The 14177-nt window shown below is 65.5% G+C and carries 16 protein-coding genes; 11 read left to right on the top strand and 5 right to left on the bottom strand.

Annotated features, from left to right (window positions below; all coding sequences use genetic code 11):
- Positions 1–11: 11 nt before the first annotated feature.
- The 7 genes from CEQ44_RS19655 (at position 12) to CEQ44_RS19625 (ending at position 6448) form a co-directional block, all read left to right on the top strand.
- Entirely contained in the window at positions 12–914 is a 903-nt protein-coding gene (locus CEQ44_RS19655) for a peptidylprolyl isomerase (protein WP_088185221.1), read from the top strand.
- Positions 915–1002: 88 nt separating this feature from the next.
- Complete coding sequence (gene ald, locus CEQ44_RS19650; protein ID WP_088185220.1) at positions 1003–2118, top strand: alanine dehydrogenase; 1116 nt, start codon at positions 1003–1005, stop codon at positions 2116–2118.
- Positions 2119–2362: 244 nt separating this feature from the next.
- Positions 2363–3193 (top strand): sulfite exporter TauE/SafE family protein, encoded by an 831-nt coding sequence (locus CEQ44_RS19645; RefSeq protein WP_088185216.1) that lies wholly within the window; start codon positions 2363–2365, stop codon positions 3191–3193.
- A gap of 101 nt (positions 3194–3294) precedes the next feature.
- Positions 3295–4014: a response regulator transcription factor gene (locus CEQ44_RS19640; protein WP_088185219.1), complete on the top strand. Its 720-nt coding sequence runs from the start codon at positions 3295–3297 to the stop codon at positions 4012–4014.
- On the top strand, positions 4007–5359 hold the full coding sequence (locus CEQ44_RS19635) for a HAMP domain-containing sensor histidine kinase (RefSeq protein WP_088185215.1): 1353 nt from the start codon (positions 4007–4009) through the stop codon (positions 5357–5359). Before CEQ44_RS19640 ends, CEQ44_RS19635 begins: the two co-directional genes overlap by 8 nt.
- Positions 5352–5912: a hypothetical protein gene (locus CEQ44_RS19630; protein WP_088185214.1), complete on the top strand. Its 561-nt coding sequence runs from the start codon at positions 5352–5354 to the stop codon at positions 5910–5912. The genes CEQ44_RS19635 and CEQ44_RS19630 overlap by 8 nt, the downstream gene beginning before the upstream one ends.
- 170 nt (positions 5913–6082) lie before the next feature.
- Positions 6083–6448 carry a hypothetical protein gene (locus tag CEQ44_RS19625; RefSeq protein ID WP_088185213.1) on the top strand — a complete coding sequence of 122 codons (366 nt, stop codon included), beginning with the start codon at positions 6083–6085 and terminating at the stop codon, positions 6446–6448.
- A 31-nt stretch (positions 6449–6479) separates the two neighbouring features.
- Here the strand turns inward: CEQ44_RS19625 and CEQ44_RS19620 are convergent, their stop codons facing one another.
- Positions 6480–7682: a phosphatidylserine/phosphatidylglycerophosphate/cardiolipin synthase family protein gene (locus tag CEQ44_RS19620; RefSeq protein WP_088185212.1), complete on the bottom strand. Its 1203-nt coding sequence runs from the start codon at positions 7680–7682 to the stop codon at positions 6480–6482.
- A 126-nt stretch (positions 7683–7808) separates the two neighbouring features.
- On the opposite strand from CEQ44_RS19620, the gene rpoZ reads away from it, so the two are divergent.
- Positions 7809–8153, top strand: coding sequence for a DNA-directed RNA polymerase subunit omega (gene rpoZ / locus CEQ44_RS19615; RefSeq protein ID WP_007708529.1), 345 nt, complete (start codon positions 7809–7811; stop codon positions 8151–8153).
- Positions 8154–8274: 121 nt separating this feature from the next.
- Here the strand turns inward: rpoZ and CEQ44_RS19610 are convergent, their stop codons facing one another.
- Entirely contained in the window at positions 8275–8625 is a 351-nt protein-coding gene (locus CEQ44_RS19610) for a glycine zipper 2TM domain-containing protein (protein ID WP_088185211.1), read from the bottom strand.
- Positions 8626–8754: 129 nt separating this feature from the next.
- The gene (gene ung, locus CEQ44_RS19605) at positions 8755–9450 is read right to left on the bottom strand and encodes a uracil-DNA glycosylase (protein WP_088185210.1); all 696 of its coding nucleotides are present in this window, start codon (positions 9448–9450) and stop codon (positions 8755–8757) included.
- A 97-nt stretch (positions 9451–9547) separates the two neighbouring features.
- Here ung and bla point away from each other — a divergent pair, with 97 nt between their 5' ends.
- The 3 genes from bla to CEQ44_RS19590 are packed head-to-tail and all read left to right on the top strand — an operon-like array spanning position 9548 to position 12151.
- Positions 9548–10603, top strand: coding sequence for a class A beta-lactamase (gene bla / locus CEQ44_RS19600; protein ID WP_088185209.1), 1056 nt, complete (start codon positions 9548–9550; stop codon positions 10601–10603).
- A 52-nt stretch (positions 10604–10655) separates the two neighbouring features.
- On the top strand, positions 10656–11027 hold the full coding sequence (locus CEQ44_RS19595; protein WP_373438221.1) for an Mpo1-like protein: 372 nt from the start codon (positions 10656–10658) through the stop codon (positions 11025–11027).
- A gap of 56 nt (positions 11028–11083) precedes the next feature.
- Positions 11084–12151, top strand: a complete 1068-nt coding sequence (locus CEQ44_RS19590) for a GNAT family N-acetyltransferase (protein WP_088185208.1) — start codon at positions 11084–11086, stop codon at positions 12149–12151.
- Here CEQ44_RS19590 and CEQ44_RS19585 read toward each other — a convergent pair.
- Both CEQ44_RS19585 and CEQ44_RS19580 read right to left on the bottom strand, forming a co-directional pair.
- Positions 12129–12998: a cupin-like domain-containing protein gene (locus CEQ44_RS19585; protein ID WP_088185207.1), complete on the bottom strand. Its 870-nt coding sequence runs from the start codon at positions 12996–12998 to the stop codon at positions 12129–12131. The genes CEQ44_RS19590 and CEQ44_RS19585 overlap by 23 nt on opposite strands.
- Positions 12995–14131: a GNAT family N-acetyltransferase gene (locus CEQ44_RS19580; protein ID WP_088185206.1), complete on the bottom strand. Its 1137-nt coding sequence runs from the start codon at positions 14129–14131 to the stop codon at positions 12995–12997. Before CEQ44_RS19580 ends, CEQ44_RS19585 begins: the two co-directional genes overlap by 4 nt.
- Positions 14132–14177 lie beyond the last annotated feature (46 nt).

The following is a 14177-nucleotide window of genomic DNA, read 5'->3' as shown; positions in this document are numbered from 1 at the left end:
CAGATCGCGGCATGAACCGCCTCCTCGCGCTCGCGCTGTCCGCCGCCATCCTTCCCACCTGTCTCGCCACCCAGGCGCTCGCCGCGGATCCGCCCGCCACGCCTGCCGCCGTTGTGGCGCAGGCGCCGGCCGGCGCGTGGCGGCCGATATCGGCGGACGAACTGCTGGTCATGACCATAGAGGGGGGCAAGCGCGTGGTCATCCAGCTCGCCCCGGCCTTCTCGCCGCGCCATGTCGCCAATATTACGACGCTAGCCAAGGCGCATTGGTGGGACGGCACCAGCATCAACCGGGTGCAGGACAATTATGTCGTGCAATGGGGCGACGCGACCGAAAAGAAACCGATGCCGCCCGGCCTGTCCGCCACCAGCCCGGACGATTATGCGCTGCCCTTGGCGACGCGACGGCTTGCGGTCACGCCCTTGCCCTATGCCGATCCCTATGCCCCCTCGACCGGCTTCGTGGGCGGCTGGCCGGTGGCGATGGATGGGACGTCGGCCTGGCTGCCGCATTGCTATGGCTATGTCGGCGTCGGGCGTAACCTGTCGCCGGATGCCGGGACGGGCGCTGAACTCTATACCGTGATCGGCCAGGCGCCGCGTCAGCTTGACCGCAATATCGCCGTCGTCGGCCGTGTGATCGAGGGCGTGGCGCACCTGTCTAGCCTGCCGCGCGGATCGGGCGACCTGGGCTTCTACACCCCCACCGAACATCAGGTGCCGATCCTGACCGTTCGCCTCGCAAGCACATTGCCCACCGCAGAACGTCCCCGCTTCGAAGTGATGGACACGCTGTCACCCAGCTTCGCGGACTATCTGCGCGTGCGCGCCAACCGGAAAGATGATTTTTACGATCGCCCCGCCGGCGGCGTCGATCTGTGCAATGCGCCGGTGCCGGTTCGGGCCGCACCTTAAAAACGGGGAAGCTTCGTCATCCCGCCTGCGCTATGATGGCGCAGAGCGGCGCGGCGACAACGCGCGCCCATTTTTTGGAGAGGCGCAGATGATCGTCGGCACCGTCAAGGAAATCAAAAATCACGAATATCGCGTCGGCCTGACGCCCGAAAGCGTGCATGAACTGACCGCCCACGGGCATCGCGTGCTGGTGGAGAGCGGCGCGGGCGAGGGCGTAGGCGCCACCGACGCGGTGTATGAGAAGGCTGGGGCAGAGATCGCCGCGGCCGCCGCCGACGTTTTCGCCACCGCCGAAATGATCGTGAAAGTGAAGGAGCCGCAGCCCCACGAGCGCGCCCTGTTGCGGCCGGGCCAGATCCTCTACACCTATCTCCACCTGGCGCCCGACCCGGACCAGACCCGCGACCTGATCGCGTCGGGAGCAATCTGCATCGCCTATGAAACGGTGACCGACGTCCATGGCGGCCTGCCGCTGCTCAAGCCGATGAGCCAGGTCGCGGGCCGCATGGCGATCCAGGCGGGCGCGACCGCGCTCGAAAAGGCGCATGGTGGGCGCGGCGTCTTGCTGGGCGGCGTGCCGGGCGTGTTGCCGGCCAAGGTGTTGGTGATCGGCGGCGGCATGGTCGGCTTCAACGCGGCGCAAATGGCGGCGGGCCTTGGCGCGGATGTCACCATCCTCGATCGCAGCCCCGAAGTGCTGGAAAGGCTCGGCATATATTTCGAGGCGCGGGCCAAGACCCGCTTTTCCAACCGCACGAACCTGGCTGAATGCGTGGCGGACGCGGACCTGGTGATCGGCGCGGTGCTGATCCCCGGCGCGGCCGCGCCCAAGCTGGTCAGCGCCGCCATGCTTAAAACGATGAAGAAGGGTGCAGTGCTGGTCGACGTCGCGATCGACCAAGGCGGCTGTTTCGAAACCAGCCACGCCACCACCCATGCGGACCCCACCTATATCGTCGATGGCATCGTCCATTACTGCGTCGCCAATATGCCCGGCGCGGTCGCGCGCACCAGCACCTATGCGCTCAACAATGTGACCTTGCCCCACGCGCTGCGCATCGCGGAGCTGGGGTGGCGGGACGCGTTGCGCCGCGATCCGCATCTGCGCGCCGGCCTCAATGTCTGCGACGGGAAAGTCACCTATCAGGCCGTGGCGGAGGATCTGGGCCTAGCCTATACGCCGGCGGAAGAGGCGATCGCCTGATCCCACGGCATGTTTTTGTTTCTGCATCGTCCCGCACTTTAGGCCATGCCCTTGCGGGTTCCGACACCTGGTTCGTCTAGCGGGGCAGGGGGACATGACCACATGCCCCCCATGCAGCTTGATTTCGCCGAAGAGAGGCATGGTTTAACGTCATGGTCGATTTCCCCTCACTCGCCGCCTTTATCCGCAAAGGCGAACGCCGCAACATGCGCGCTGGCCGCACCGGGCAGGAAGGGGCGTTATAATGCACGGCGATGTCATGACCTGGTTGATCCCGCTCGTCTCGATGCTGGCCGCCGGACTGGCGGCGGGCTTCGCCGCGGGCATTTTCGGCATTGGCGGCGGCTTCGTCGTCGTGCCGGCGTTGCTGGTCGTGCTGCCGCTGCTGGGCGGCACGCATGACGCGATCGCCCATGTCGCGATCGGTACGTCGGCGGCGACCATCATCGTCACCTCCATCCGATCGCTGCTGGCCCATGCCAAGCGCGGGGCGGTGGAATTCGAAGTGTTGCGCGCCTGGGCGCCTTGGATAGTCCTGGGCTGTGGCGCGGGCGTGATGCTTGCCGGGCATGTCGACGGCAACACGCTTAAGATGATCTTCGCCACCGGGGTCGGCCTGATGTCGCTCAATTTTCTGCTGCCGGGCGTCAGTGGTAAGGTCGTCAGCGACACCATGCCGTCAGGCATCGTCCGCATGGGCATCGCCGGGGGCCTGGGCACCTTCTCCTCGCTGCTCGGCATCGGCGGCGGCGTGATCGCCATCATGGTGATGACGCTGTGTGGTCGCACCATCCACCGTGCGATCGCGACGGCATCGGGCATCGGCACGCTGATCGCCGTTCCCACCACTATCGGCTTTGCGATTATCGGGTTCAAGGAAGGCGGCCTGCCCTGGGGCTCGCTGGGCTATATCAATATCCCCGCGACGCTAGCGATCGCCTCCATGTCGATGCTAACGGCGCCTCTGGGCGTCGCGGCTGCGCACAGCCTGCCCGCCGGGCCGCTGAAGAAGATTTTCGGCATATATCTTATCGTTATTTCGGTCGTCATGTTCCGCGCCGGTCTGCGCGGATAAGGCAGGTTCACTATCGAAGGCTGACCCGCGCCGCCAGCGACACGCCCTAACAGGCTTTGTCACTGGCGGCGTTTCGCGTTATCTGCGAGCCGGGGGACATGATGGCGCAGGCAGACGCGATTTCGATATTGCTGGTGGAGGATGATGAAGCCGCGCGCGCCAATATCGCCGCCATCCTGACGGCCGCAGGCATGATGGTGGAGCAGGCGATCGACGGCGCCACAGGTCTCAACCGCGCTGGCGGCGGCAGTCACGACGTCATCATCCTCGACCGAATGCTGCCCCACCTGTCGGGCATCGACATCGTCACCCGGCTGCGGGTGGCGGGCGTCGGCGCGCCGGTGCTCATGCTATCGGCGCTCGGCCGAAGCGAGCATCGGGTCGAGGGCCTCGAAAGCGGCGTCGACGATTATCTCGCCAAGCCCTTTGAACCCGACGAACTGGTCGCCCGCGTCCGCGCGCTCTGGCGCCGGGCCAGCCGGCGCAGTCATGAACCGGTGCTGCTGTTCGGCGACCTGGAATGTCATGTGAAGGCGCGCACGGCCTTTCGCCAGGGCCGGCATTTGCCGCTTTCGCCCAAGGAATTCGAACTGTTCCGCTATCTGATGGAACATGCCGGCGAAGTGGTGACGCGCGAAATGCTGCTGCGCCAGGTATGGAAATTGAGCTTTGATCCCCAGACCAATGTCGTGGACGTCAATGTCGGCCGATTGCGCCGCAAGCTGGAAGAAGGGTTTGCCGGCCCGGTGCTGGAAACGGTTTGGGGCACCGGATACCGGCTGATCGCGGCAGGAGCGGGGTCTGGGGCCGGGAGTGCCTAGACTCGGCCTCCTGCGTTCGGTCTTCGGGCGGGTCACATTGTCGGCGCTGCTGGTCAGCCTTCTGTCCACGCTGGCGCTGTTCCTGGTGGTGCAGAAGATCGTCGAGGATGATGGCCGGGCTATGCTGGCGCGAGAGGTCGATACCGACCTGGCGGGCCTCGCCGACATTTATGTCAGCAGCGACGAGACGGAATTGAAGGCGCGCATAGCCGACCGGCTCGCCGTGAGCCGTGAGGATGGTGAACGCAGCTGGTATCTGCTGACCGATCCGGCCGGCCGGCGCCTGGCGGGCAATCTCGATCGTTGGCCGGCCATCGCGCCGGAAGTGTCGGAAGCGCGTTACGTCAACCTGCCCGACGGCGACCGCATGTTCGCGCGGGCGACCCGGCTTGGCACCGGTGTGCGGCTACTGGTGGGGCGCAGTAATTATCGCGGGCAGGCTTTGCTTGCCCGGTTGGCTATGGCTTTCGCCATTGCGGGGGCAGGCATCGCGCTGCTCAGTCTGATCGCCGGCTATTTCGCCGCCCGTCGCCTGCGCGCGCGGGTGGAGGTGGTGAACGCCACCTTCGCAGCCGTCCGCGCCGGGCGCATCGCCGCCCGCGCGCCGGGGCCGGGCGACAATGACGAATTGGCCGAACTGGCCGCCAACACCAACGCTATGCTCGACCAGGTCGAACGGCTGGTGGAGGCGCAGCGCGCCGTGTCGGACCAGACCGCGCATGAGATTCGCACCCCACTGATGCATCTCGACACCCGCATCCTCAAGGCGATGGAGGGGACGCAGGACGAGGCGTTGCTGCGCACGCTCGACCAGTCGCGCGCCGAAATACGCGGCGTCGTGCGGCTGCTCGATTCGCTGCTCGACATTGCCGGCACCCAGGCGATGCGCGGCGACCTGCGCGGCCTGGCCGAAGTCGATTTGAGCGACATCGCCGAAAGCCTGGCCGATCTGTACGGCGCCAGCGCAGAAGATCTGGGCATCGGCTTCCACGCGCGGATCGCGCCGGGGGTGCGCGCGCGCGCCGACCCGATGCAGATGACGCGGCTCATGTCCAACCTGCTCGACAATGCCTTCAAATATGTGCCTAGCGGCGGCTCGGTCGTGCTGGAGCTGGCGCCCGGCCCGCACATCGTGGTGCAGGATAACGGCCCCGGCATCCCGCCGGCCGATCGCGAGCGGGTGTTCGAACGCTATGTCCGGCTTGACGGCGCGCGGGGCGGGGGGCATGGCCTTGGCCTCTCGCTCGCCAGGGCGATCGCAGAGCGGCACGAATTGTCGCTGCATGTGGAGGACGCCGCGCCCGGTGCGCGGTTCGTGCTTCAGCCGGAGGACCGCGATGATTAGGCTGCTTTTGTCGGGATTGCTGCTCGCCGCCGGGCCTGCCGTGCTGGCCGCCGATCTGCTTCCCGACGACCCGGTGCTGCGGACACTGATGGAGGGCGACGCAGCGCAGGGCGATGGCAATCACGCTGCGCTGCTCGACACCGCCCAAATCCTCAAGGCGCTGGGCGCCACCCCGGCCGATGGGCAGGATGATCTGGCCGCGCAATGGACGCAGGAAGCGCAGGATCATGGTGTTACCCGGTCGGCGCTCGGTTTTCGCGGTCGGGCGCTGGGGCCGGCCTATCGGCGCGGATCGCTCGGCGCGCGGGGTAGCATGACCGTGCGGCAGCTGTTTTTCGCTGGACAGCGCGCCCAGATATCTGTCGCCCCAGCCCGCGGTGCGGCCAATCTGTCGATACGGGTGCAAGGCGCGGATGGCAACACGCTATGCGCCAAGCAGATCGGGGGTGCGCAGGCGGACTGTGCCTGGTTGCCGCTATTTACCGATCGCTACGATATCGTGATTGAAAATGGCAGCTCGGTTCCGGCTGCTTTCTATCTGGTGGTCCGCTAGGCCGCTAGTCATGCGATTTCAGGCCATAAAGCCGGATTCACTATCATAGTCGCTCATCGATCCGTCGCCCCCATTGCTCGCTTCGTCCATTCTGCAAATCCGTTCAGGCGAAAGGCCGGGATCGGCGCGTTGTGCAGTGCATGGTTCAGATCAGAAGAGGAGAAGAACCCATGATATACGCAAAGCTTCTCGCCTCCGCCGCCCTGCTGGGCATGGCGCCCGCCGCCGCGATGGCGCAGGAAGGACCGGTCAGCTACGAAGAGCAACTGGCCCAGGTCGAAACGCAGCTTGTCTATCAGGCGCCCATCGCTGGGGTGCAGAATGATTACTGGTTCAACTATCAGACCGATCTCGCCGAAGCGCGCAAGGAACTGACCAGCGATCTGCGCGGCTCGTCCGATGCGGAAGATAATCGCGACGCCTGGGAAGAATATCGCGCCGAACTCGCCGACGCCCGCGGCGACTATGCCAAGGAAATGGCCGAAAAGGGCTATCCGGTCGGTGAAGTCCGCGTGCTGACCGACAATGGCCGCTAATGGCTGACCCAGGGGCGGGCAGCGCTCGCTCTCAATCAGCGTCGGGGTCGCGGAAATTCAGCCGCCGCGTCACCGTATAGTCCAGCACGCCGACCAGCAGATAGCTGACCCACTGTTTCAACAGAGTAAGGCCGCTGCGGCTCGACCGATGCGCCTCCAGGCTGATCGCCCGACTCCGCATCGTTTCGCGCGCGATAAATTGGCGCACATCCTCCGCAAATCCGGTATTCTCTACTCGCAGCATCACCTCCAGGTTGATGAACAGGCTGCGCATGTCGAAATTCGCCGATCCCACATAGACGGCGTCGTCGATGACGATCAGCTTCATGTGCAATTTGCACGGCTGATATTCGTAAATCTCCACCCCGCGCCGCAGCAGCGGTCCATACAGCAATCGCGCGGCGGCCACGGTCGCGCCATTGTCCGACTTCGCTGGCAGGATGATGCGCGCGCCTTTGCGCCGCGCCGCGCGGGCGATGCGCTGGAGCATCCCGCGTCCCGGCGAGAAATAGGCGGCGATCATATCGACCCGCTGCGCCTGCTCCAGATCATGTTTTACCACCTGCGCCCACGGGCTAAGCCGCCGGGTCGGCCCGCCGATCAGCCAGCGGAACGGGTCGAGGGGGTCGTGATGCAGCGAGGGATGCCATTGCCGCACCATGCGTCGCAAAGTGCGGAACCGATGTTTTGTCGTCAAACTCCAGCGCCATAGCTGACCATACCAGCGCGTCATCGCCTCCACCTGATCGCCGACGATCAGTAACCCGATATCGCGCCAGCAATCGTCGGCGGGAATCCCGAAATAGCCATCCTCCACATTGAAGCCGCCGATCATGAGGCGCGTGTCGTCGGCGATCGCCATCTTCTGATGGTTGCGGATCAGATAGCGGGTGGAGCGGCCCGTTCCGAATCGCGCGAAATGCGCGCCCGCTTGCGTCAACGGCGCGAAGAAAGCGTCGGGCGTGGCGGCCGATCCGAAGCCGTCGACCATCAGCGTCACCGCCACCCCGCGCCGCCGCGCCGCGATCAGCGCGTCGCGCACCAGCGTCCCGCTGCCATCGTCCGAAAAGATATAATAATAAAGCTTCAGGCTGCGGCGCGCCCCGTCGATCAGGGCGATCAGCGCATCGCGCAGGGCCGCGCCATCGGCGATCAGGCGCAGATGATTGCCGTGCAGGTCCAGGCGAATATCGTCCGCCGGTGCGCTGGCGGGGGCGGGTTTTACGGTTGCCATATCGTCCTCATGCCTATTTTGCGGTTACCCTGCCATGGCTTTGTGGCCTTTTCATTGACTCTTGCAGGGACCGCTGCTAGGCGGCCAATTCACGACTTTCCTTCCGTTATTTGCAGGAGGCCCTGTTTGGCCCGCGTTACCGTCGAAGATTGCGTCGACAAGGTTACCAACCGTTTTGACCTCGTCCTTCTCGCTGCGCAGCGCGCACGGGAAATTTCCGGCGGCGCCGAGCTGACGCTCGACCGCGACCGGGACAAGAACCCGGTCGTCGCCCTGCGCGAGATCGCCGAAGAAACCGTTTTGCCCGCCGATCTGCATGATTCGGTCGTCGCGTCGCTGCAAAAGGTGCAGATCGATGACGACGATACGCCGGACGAGATTGGCTCGATCGCCCAGTCGGCGGAGGCTCTGCGCCTGACCGCCGCTGCGCCGCCGCGCAACCAGAATATCGGCGGCGATTACGACGGCTGATCGTTGGACAAGTTTGGAGAGGAACGAAGGCCCGGCCTGCGCAAGCAGGACCGGGCCTCGCTTTTGGTGACGTAGAAAAAAAGGCGCGGGGGACGGCATGTCCCACGCGCCTTTTGCGTTTTTAGCAGCTGCCGTTGCGGTCGATCGCCCGGCCGGCCAGCGCACCAGCGCCTGCGCCGATGATCGTGCCCGGCGCACGGTCGCCGCGGGTATCGACGGCCCGGCCCAGCAGGGCGCCTGCGACGCCGCCGACCAGCAGGCCGGTGGTGCCGCCCGACTTGCGGCAGCGATAGCGATTATCGTCACGATAGCTGCGACGCTGCGCATAACGGTCGCCACGATGATGATCGCCGCGATATTCGCGATGATGACCACGACGATCATGGTCGCGCGCGTAAGAAATGGACGGGGCGACCGCGCTCAGCGATGCGGCGGCAAGAGCGATGGCCAGGGCGGCTTTGCGAATGATCATGTGACTTCTCCTCAGACCTGTATTCTTTGACTGTAATCCGGGTATCGCATGAGAAGGTTGTTTCGTTCCTGAACCGCTTCGTTATCCGGCATTCAGCAAACCGCAGTGCAGCCGATGTCGAACCGCCTCTTACGGTTTTGCCAGGTCCGGCAACGTCCAGTCGATCGCGCCGCGCCCCTTTGCCTCCAGAAAGGCATTGGCCTTGGAAAAGGGCCGCGAACCCAGGAATCCATTATGCGCGGACAGGGGGGAAGGGTGGGCCGACTTGATTACCAGATGGCGGCTCTGGTCGACGAAGCCCGCCTTGCGCTGGGCATAGGCGCCCCACAGCAGAAACACGACCGGCTCCGCCTTCTGTGCGACGATCCGCACCACCGCGTCGGTGAACTGTTCCCAGCCCTTGCCCTGATGCGACGCGGCGCGGCCCATCTCGACCGTCAATACGCTGTTGAGCAACAACACGCCCTGCCTCGCCCAATGCTCCAAAAAGCCATGGCTCGCCCGCGCGATGCCCAGGTCCGCTTCCATCTCCTTGTAAATATTGACCAGTGACGGTGGCGTGCGCACGCCCGGCTGCACCGAAAAGCACAGGCCATGCGCCTGCCCTTCGCCATGATAGGGGTCTTGCCCCAATATCACGGCCTTCACCTGGTCCAGCGGGGTCAGGTCCAGCGCGCGAAAATATTCGCCGCCCTTGGGGAAGATGCGTTTCTCCGCGGCTTTCTCCGCCTGCAGGAAATCCTTCAGTCCCTGCATATGCGCGGCGGCGAATTGGTCGGCCAGCGGCGCGCGCCAGCTTTCGTGCAGCTTGATGGTATCCCTCATGCCGTCTGATGGAGCGGAGCGCAAAGCCCTGTCAACCTGCCTGATTTGGAGGCAAAGCCTCTTGCCTCCCCCGCGCTGATCCGCGACAGGCGAAATCATGTCGCTTGCTCGTCCCGTCAGCCTATTCGCCGCCTTCGGCCTGTTCCTCGCCCCGCTCCCCAGCGCCGATGCCTTCGGTCCGCCGCCCAAGCCGCTGCTCCAGCAGAGCGCCGAAGCGAAATTGCTGGGCGAGTTTGCCCGTTTTGCCGCGCTGTCGGACGGTTCGGTCGGGATCGGGGTGCGCGACCTGCAAACGGGTGAGACGCAGGCGCTGAATGGCGACACGCTGTTCCCGATGGCCAGCGCCTATAAGGTCGCGGTGGCGGGGCGCATCTTGGCGCTGGTCGATGCAGGCGAAGCGCGCCTGGACGATCAACTGGCGCTCGATCCGGCTCTGGCGAGCGAGGGCGGCATCGCCTGGATGTTCTCCCGCCCCGGCGCGACCCTGTCGATCGACCGGCTGCTTGAACTGATGCTGCAAAAGAGCGACAATAATGCGACCGATGTGCTGGTCGCGCGCGCGGGCGGGCCGCAGGCTATCACTGGCTTTGTGAACAAGCTGGGCGTCACCGGGCTGCGCGTCGACAGCGACACCGTGCATCTCCTCTATCGCGCCATGGGCATCCATCCGCTGACGGGCCGCTTTCGCCAGAATGCCGACGCCGCGCGCCGCGCCGACCCGCAACTGGTCATGCGCGACATACGCGATCTGCCCAATATGGCCTTCGCCAACGAAATACAGGATACATCGACACCCGCGGCGATGCTCGACCTGATCGCCGCCTATGAATCGGGCCGCGCGCTGTCGGCGGCCAGCACTCAGCGGCTCTTCACCATCATGGCGAACTGCGAAACGGGGAAGAAGCGCATCGTCGCTATGTTGCCGCCCGGCACGGCGGTCGCGCACAAGACGGGGTCGCTGAACGGCATCGGCAATGATGTCGGCGTGGTGCGCCTGCCCGACGGTCGCCGCTTCGCGATTGCGGTCTTCGTGATGAAGGACGGCAAGGGCCATGTCGCGCGTGACCGCATCATCGCGGAAGCGGCGCGGGCGGCCTATGACTATTTCCTCTACGCTCCCGACAGGGCGCACGGTCTGGCGCATAAAAATTAACAGCCTCCCGCTGCTTCGTTACGCTTATGGCCAAAGAGAGGATGTCAGACTTATGGCCGTGACACGCATGCAGCGCTTCCGCGACTTTTGGCCCTATTATTTGCAGGAACATGCGCGTCCGGGCACTCGTGCGCTCCATTATGCCGGCACCAGCCTGGTCGTGGCGCTGGTCGCCGCAACCCCCTTTGCCGGGCGATGGTGGATGGCGGCCGCCTTGCCTGTGGTAGGCTATGGTTTCGCTTGGGCGGGGCACAGCATGATCGAACGTAATCGCCCGGCGACCTTCCGCTACCCGCTCTGGTCGCTGCGCGCCGATTTCGTCATGTGGTATCGTTTCCTGACCGGCCATATGCGCCGTGACTTGGCCCGCGCCGGCGTGCGCGCCGACGGCACCGTCGATCCGGCGCGGCGCCTTTCGGCCTGATGGATTTGGCCGACCGATCCGCTTGACCCGCCCCCGCGCTCTGCCACAAGGGCGCGATGACTTTATCCGCGACCTTCTCGCAGCCCGACCGGGCGACCCTGGCTGAGCGCTGGCAGGCGCTGGAGGCGCGATCGAACGGCAGCTTCTTCCTCGGCTGGACCTGGGTCGGGGCATGGCTCGACAGCTATGGCGTCCGGCCCGATCTGCTGGCCGTCACCGACGCAGCGGGACGGGATGTGGCGTTGGCGCTGGTTGGCCATGCGATACAGCCGCGCCTGCTGGGCGGCGTGGCGACGCTCAGCCTCAACCAATCGGGCGATCCGCAGGCCGACCGGCCCTATGTCGAATATAATGGCCTGCTGGTCGAAACGGGCCGGGAGGCGGAAGCGATCGCCGCCGCGGTCGCTGCCCTTACGCGTCGCCGCGACTGGCGGGCGCTGACGCTCAGCGGGATCGGGCCCGATTCGCCACTGCTCGGCCTGCCCGCGCGCCGCCGCAGCCGGGTCGATGTGTCGCCCGTCTATCAGGTCGATCTCGACGCTGTGCGCGCCGCCGATGGCGATTATCTGTCGCTGCTCAGCGCCAATACGCGCAGCCAGATTCGCCGCGCAATGAAGGATCATGGCGGCCCGCTCCCCGATGTCGCGGTTGGCGGCCTGGACGACGTCACCCCCTGGCTGGAAGAGATGACGGCGCTTAACGGCGGCCGCCATGCCGATAATGCCTGGGACGATGCCGGTTTCCGCGGCTTCGTCGCCACCATCGCCGCGCGCGGCCTGCCATCTGGCGCGGTGGAACTGCTGCGCTTCACCGATGAAGGCGGCGTGGTCGGGCTACTGGTCAATTTCGTCCATCGCGGCGTGGCGATGAACTACCAGTCCGCCTTCGCCACCCCCCGCACCGGCAAGGACAAGCCCGGCCTGCTGTGCCACGCGGCCGCGGTCGGCCATTATGCCGCACGCGGCCGGTCCCGCTATTCGCTGCTGGCGGGCAAGGATCGCTACAAGCAGAGCCTCGCCACCTGCGAGGAATCGCTTGAATGGTGGGTGCTGGAACGGTTCAGCCCGCGCCTCGAAGCCGAAGCGCTGCTGCGCCGGTTGCTTAAGCGCCCAGCTTCCGCATGATGCGATAGACTAGGCGGCGTATCCCCTGCGTTTCGGGGCGTGCGCTGACCGTGCCGACCGGCAGTCCCCTTTTGCGCAGCAGGGCGTTGAAACTGTGCAACTCGCCTTCGGCCACGCTGCGTTCCGAGCGCCATGTCACTGACAGGCTGACCGACACGGTCGGGCCATTCTCGACGAAATGCGGCGCCTTCACCGGCACATGGATGGCGTCGCCCGGCTCCAGCCGAACGGCCGTACCATGCGCCTTGAACCCGTCCTGCCAGACGAGGTTGCGATGCCCGCCACCATGGAAATCCTCGCTCTTCTGCGCCGGCACCAGTTGCTGGTCGCGCGCGGGAAAGACGGTCATCGTCTTCACACCCATGATCTGGAGCAGGATATTATGCTCCGGGTCCATATGGAAAGGCGTCACGCTGGCCGGCGAGGACAGGAAGATGAATGCTTCGCGATGCAGCATTGGCCCGGTCCGCTCCGCGACGATCGGCGCCAGCTCCGCCAGCGCCGCATCCAGCAGTGCGGCATAGGCCGGGTCGCGCTCGACATTCTTCAGCACCGCCCAACTGCCATTGGTGTCGATCGTGCGGATGGTTTCGCCCAGCGTCAGCCCGTTGGACGGCGTATCCTCCGGCCGCACGCCCAGCGGCAGCTTGCCCAGATTATATTCGACCGATGCACTCGGCATCCGCTCGGCCAGCGTCGCCAGCGCATCGAGCGTCAGCAGGCTGTGGCCGACCAGTCCATGGTGCAGCTTGGTCGATTGGTCGGGATAGGCGGCGGCAAAGGCGGCGCGCGCCGCGTCAGGGAAGATCGCGTCGACGGCCGGCGCGATCGGGCTATGGGCGGTCATGCCTGTCCTTTCAATTGTCTGGCGATCGCCTCCACCCCGTTGGCGAGCGCGAAGGCGGCGCTGCGCTGCATTCGGGCCATGCCCGCGCCATGCAGGGCGATGCGATATTGCACGATGGTCCGCCGTTCCGCCCACAGGCTGTCGATCATCGGATGATCGGGCGCGGCGCAACTGTCCATCCAGCCGATCGCCGGATCGGCCTGCACCGCGTGCAGATTGGCGATCTCGATCAGCACGCCGGGCGAAAAGCGACCCAGCGTCTCGTCGAAGGCGATCTTGAAGGAGAAACCCCCTTCGCTATGGCGGAAATTGACCAGCATCGCGATCGCCCGGTCGTCCAGGTCGATCCGCAGCATATGCAGGCGTCCGGCGTCGAACGCAGCGGCGCAGGCGGCGCGGAAGAAGGCGGCATCGGCCGGCTTGCATGCCAGCGCGGTGCCTTCCTGTCCCTTCCAGCCAGACGCCTCCAACGCCAGGAAATCGTCGCACCAGCCCACCAGATCGTTTTCGTCGTCCAACAGGCGCGTCTCGACCGCCCCCATCTCCGCCAGCCTTTTTTGCAGGCGGCGCAATTCCTTGCGCTTCTTGGACCGGACCTGGGTTTCCCAATAGGCGTCGGCGCTCAGCGCCGACCGCAGCATGGCGCGGTCGTAGCGATGGATTTCCAACCGCCCGCGCCGCTGCTCCACGCATAGGGCCTCCAGCGCCGAGGCGTTGGCCCCCGCAGCATCCAGCGCTTCGAGATGCAGAAAACCGCGCGCCCAGGGCGCAGCGTCCAGTTGCGCCAGAAAGCTGCGCCACGCCGCGATTTCATACCCCCTGCGGATGATAGGCGCGCCGAAGAAACAATGAACGTGCATCCAGTTCGCCACGCAGCCGATCGGCAGGCGGCCATGACGCGACTTGCGGACGACCGGCAGCAGGCCGATCGCCATGTCGCCGTCGCGCGCTTCGATCAGTTGGACGTCTCCGTCACCGGCCAGATGGTCGATCGCGGCACCCAACATGTCGGGCGCGTAGAAGGCATTGGCCTCCGCTGCGTCCAGCGCCAACGCCAGCCAACGCTCGCGCTGACCTTGCCCGGCCAGATCGGGAACCGGGGCCGGGGGCTTGGGATGGGATGCCATGTCCATAGCCTTCGCTTAGCCGGTAAAGATTATAGGGCGGTAAAGATCGGCC

This window comes from Sphingobium sp. Z007 (assembly GCF_900013425.1).
Classification (GTDB): Bacteria; Pseudomonadota; Alphaproteobacteria; order Sphingomonadales; family Sphingomonadaceae; genus Sphingobium.
Note: the sequence above shows the minus strand (reverse complement) of the source record. Positions and strands in the feature narration are given on the sequence as shown.